This window comes from Streptomyces sp. MnatMP-M17 (assembly GCF_900091995.1).
Lineage (GTDB): Bacteria > Actinomycetota > Actinomycetes > Streptomycetales > Streptomycetaceae > Streptomyces.
This window is the reverse complement of the sequence record NZ_FMDK01000415.1, coordinates 1-4024: the sequence shown is the minus strand read 5'-3', so window position 1 is coordinate 4024 and position 4024 is coordinate 1. Positions and strand designations below refer to the sequence as shown.

Annotated in this window: 3 protein-coding genes; 2 read left to right on the top strand and 1 reads right to left on the bottom strand. The window is 68.2% G+C overall.

The genetic code is table 11. The annotated features are described in order from the left end of the window. On the top strand, positions 1 to 1021 hold a 1021-nt coding region (locus GA0115259_RS19130), incomplete at its 5' end, for an LCP family protein (protein WP_093598487.1). A gap of 228 nt (positions 1022 to 1249) precedes the next feature. Here the strand turns inward: GA0115259_RS19130 and GA0115259_RS19125 are convergent. After that, a complete protein-coding gene (locus tag GA0115259_RS19125) occupies positions 1250 to 2422 on the bottom strand; it encodes an acyl-CoA dehydrogenase (RefSeq protein ID WP_093598484.1) in 1173 nt (390 codons plus the stop codon). A 182-nt stretch (positions 2423 to 2604) separates the two neighbouring features. On the opposite strand from GA0115259_RS19125, the gene GA0115259_RS19120 reads away from it, so the two are divergent. Next, entirely contained in the window at positions 2605 to 3951 is a 1347-nt protein-coding gene (locus GA0115259_RS19120; protein WP_093598481.1) for a UDP-glucose dehydrogenase family protein, read from the top strand. Positions 3952 to 4024: the final 73 nt, after the last annotated feature.

The window sequence follows — 4024 nt, the reverse complement described above, 5'->3', positions numbered from 1 at the left end:
CCCGCCGCCTCCGCCGAGCGGCCCTCCCGCGCCCCGGTACGCGCCCGACTGGCGCCGCCGTATCAAGATCGGCGCGCTGACGCTGGTCGTCGTGGTGCTCGGCGTCTCCATCGGTACATACTTCTGGGCCGACTCCAAGCTCCAGCGCGAGGTCGATCTCTCCAAGGTCATCGAGCGCCCGGAGGCGGGCGACGGTACGAATTATCTGATCGTCGGCTCGGACAGCCGCGAGGGCATGTCCGCCGAGGAGAAGAAGAAGCTCCACACGGGCTCGGCCGACGGCAAGCGCACCGACTCGATGATGATCCTGCACGACGGATCGAACGGGCCGACGCTGATCTCGCTGCCGCGTGACTCCAATGTGACGATTCCCTCGTTCCGCGGTTCGGAGTCCGGAAAGCTGTTCCCGAACACGGGCCGGCAGACCAAGCTCAACGCGGCCTACGCGGAGGACGGTCCCGAGCTGCTCGTCCGTACGGTCGAGTTCAACACCGGGCTGCACATCGACCACTACGTCGAGATCGGCTTCGCGGGCTTCGCCAATATCGTGGACGCGATCGGCGGGGTGGAGATCGACATCCCGAAGGCGTTCAAGGACAAGAAGTCCGGCGCCGACTTCCAGGCGGGCAAGCAGACGCTGAACGGCGAGCAGTCGCTGGCCTTCGTACGGACGCGGTACGCCTTCGCCAACAGCGACCTGGACCGTACGAAGAACCAGCAGAAGTTCCTCGCGGCGCTCGCCTCGCAGACGGCCACGCCCGGCACGATCCTCAACCCGTTCAAGCTCTATCCGACGATGGGCGCGGGCCTGGACACGCTGATCGTGGACAAGGACATGTCCCTGTGGTCGCTGGGCCAGATGTTCTTCGCGATGAAGGGCGTGACGGGCGGCGACGGCAAGTCGATGAACATGCCGATCTCGGGCAGTGTGGGCGGCAATCTCGTCTGGGACAAGGCCAAGGTCAAGGAGCTGGTGAACCAGCTCAACAACGACGAGAAGGTCACGGTCTCCGGCAACTGATGTCGGTACGGGAGAAACCCCGGCCGGGTGCTGGGGACACGGACCGGCCGGGGCGGCGGAGTGGACCGGGAACCCGAGCGGCCATCGGCCTCGTCCCGTCGGTTCCCGTTCCCCCGGCAACGCTAGAGCCGTCGGGGGAACGGACGCCAGGGCGGGTGCCAACGTGTGTCACTTCGGCCCGCCCTGTCGCGGCTTCTCCCGCCTGATCGAGGCGGAGCCGAAGGCTCCCTACGGCAGGTTGCGGGCCATGACTATGCGCTGGATCTGGTTCGTACCCTCGTAGATCTGGGTGATCTTCGCGTCGCGCATCATGCGTTCCACCGGGTAGTCGCGGGTGTAGCCGTAACCGCCGAGGAGTTGGACGGCGTCCGTGGTGATCTCCATGGCGGCGTCGGAGGCGAAGCACTTGGCCGCCGCGCCGAAGAAGGTCAGGTCCTCCTTGGTGCCGCCGGCGGTGACGCGTTCCGACCGGGCGGCGGCGGAGTAGGTGAGCTGGCGCGCGGCCTCCAGCTTCATCGCCATGTCGGCGAGCATGAACTGCACACCCTGGAAGTCGGCGATCGGCTTGCCGAACTGCTTGCGCTCCTGGACATAGCCCTTGGCGTAGTCGAGTGCGCCCTGCGCGATACCGAGGGCCTGCGCGGCGATCGTGATGCGGGTGTGGTCGAGCGTCTTCATGGCGGTGGCGAAACCGGTGCCCTCGGCGCCGATCAGCCGGTCCGCCGGGATACGGACGTTGTCGAGGTAGACCTCGCGCGTCGGCGAGCCCTTGATGCCGAGCTTCTTCTCCGGCGCGCCGAACGAGACGCCTTCGTCGCCCTTCTCGACCACGAACGCGCTGATGCCCTTGGTGCGCTTCTCCGGATCGGTGACGGCCATCACCGTGTAGTACTCGGAGACACCGGCGTTGGTGATCCAGCGCTTCACACCGTTGAGGACGTAGTGGTCGCCGTCCCGTACGGCCTTGGTCCTCATCCCGCCGGCGTCGGAGCCCGCGTCCGGCTCGGAGAGGCAGTACGAGAACATCGCGTCGCCCTTGGCCAGCGGGCCCAGATACTTCTTCTTCAGGTCCTCGTCGCCGGCGAGTATCACGGGCAGCGAGCCGAGCTTGTTCACGGCCGGGATCAGGGACGACGAGGCGCAGGCCCGCGCCACCTCCTCGATCACGATCACGGTGGCGAGCGCGTCCGCGCCGGCCCCGCCGTACTCCTCCGGCACATGGACGGCATGCAGATCCGAGGCGACCAGCGCGTCCAGCGCCTCCTGCGGGAAGCGGGCCTCCTCGTCGACCGCGGCGGCGAAGGGCGCGATCTTCGCCTCGGCGAGCGCGCGCACGGACTCGCGGAGCATGTCGTGCTCTTCGGACGGGCGGTACAGGTCGAAATCAGCCGATCCGGCCACGGTCTTTCACTCCCCAGGGATGCTAACTACCGTTAAGTAACCCAATTTTAGGGGCGGAGCTCCCGCAGGTACAGGTGAGTTTGCCGACAAGCCTCAGCCTGGGGACAAGCGCCCTGCGGAGCTGTCACTACGCGCGGCTATGCTCAGGCCCGCACCCCGCCCCGCGTCCCCTGGAGCACTCCATGGCCCTCAAGATCACAGTGATCGGCACCGGTTATCTCGGTGCCACGCACGCCGCGGCCATGGCGGAGCTGGGCTTCGAGGTCCTCGGGCTCGATGTGGTCCCCGAGAAGATCGAAATGCTCTCGGCGGGCCGCGTACCGATGTACGAACCGGGCCTCGAAGAGCTGCTGCGCAAGCATGTCGCGGGCATCGAGGGCTCGACCGGCCGACTGCGCTTCACCATGGACTGGGCGGAGATCGCGGAGTTCGGCGATGTGCACTTCATCTGTGTGAACACCCCGCAGAAGCACGGCGAGTACGCGTGCGACATGTCGTACGTCGACTCCGCGGTCGACAGCCTCGCCAGGCATCTCGTCAGGCCCGCGCTGGTCGTCGGCAAGTCCACGGTGCCCGTCGGCAGCGCGGAACGGCTGGCGGCCCGTATCGCCGAACTGGCGCCCGCGGGCGGCCAGGTGGAGCTTGCCTGGAACCCGGAGTTCCTGCGCGAGGGCTTCGCCGTGCGGGACACTCTGCACCCGGACCGCATCGTGGCCGGCGTCCGCAGCGGGCACGCCGAGCGTGTGCTGCGCGAGGTGTACGCGACGCCGGTCGGGGAAGGCTCGCCGTTCGTGGTGACGGACTTCCCGACCGCCGAGCTGGTGAAGACCTCCGCGAACTCCTTCCTGGCCACGAAGATCTCGTTCATCAACGCGATGGCGGAGGTCTGCGAGGCGGCCGGCGGCGATGTCGCGAAGCTCGCGGAGGCGCTCGGACACGACGAGCGGATCGGCAAGAAGTTCCTGCGCGCGGGAATCGGCTTCGGCGGCGGCTGTCTGCCGAAGGACATCCGCGCGTTCATGGCACGCGCGGGCGAACTGGGCGCGGACCAGGCCCTGACCTTTCTGCGCGAGGTCGACTCGATCAATATGCGGCGCCGCCGCGACATGGTGGAACTGGCGCGGGAGGCCGTGGGCGGCGACTCGTCCTTCCTCGGGAAGCGCGTGGCCGTACTCGGCGCGACCTTCAAGCCGGACTCCGACGATGTACGGGACTCCCCCGCGCTCAATGTCGCCGGGCAGATCCATCTCCAGGGCGGGCAGGTGACGGTGTACGACCCCAAGGGAATGGAGAACGCGAAGCGTGTCTTCCCGACGCTCGGGTACGCGGACTCCGCGGTGGAGGCGGTGCGCGGCGCGGATGTGGTGCTGCATCTGACGGAGTGGCGTGAGTTTCGCGAGCTGGACCCGGCGGTCCTGGGCGCGGCGGTGGCGCGCCGCCTGATCCTGGACGGCCGCAACGCCCTTGACCCGGCCGCCTGGCGCGCGGCGGACTGGACATACCGCGCCATGGGCCGACCGCGAGCCTGATCCCGGGCCCGGCCCCGGCCGCCCGTTCCGTCCTCAAACGCCGGACGGGCTTGGTGGGTGCCCGGCACGAGCC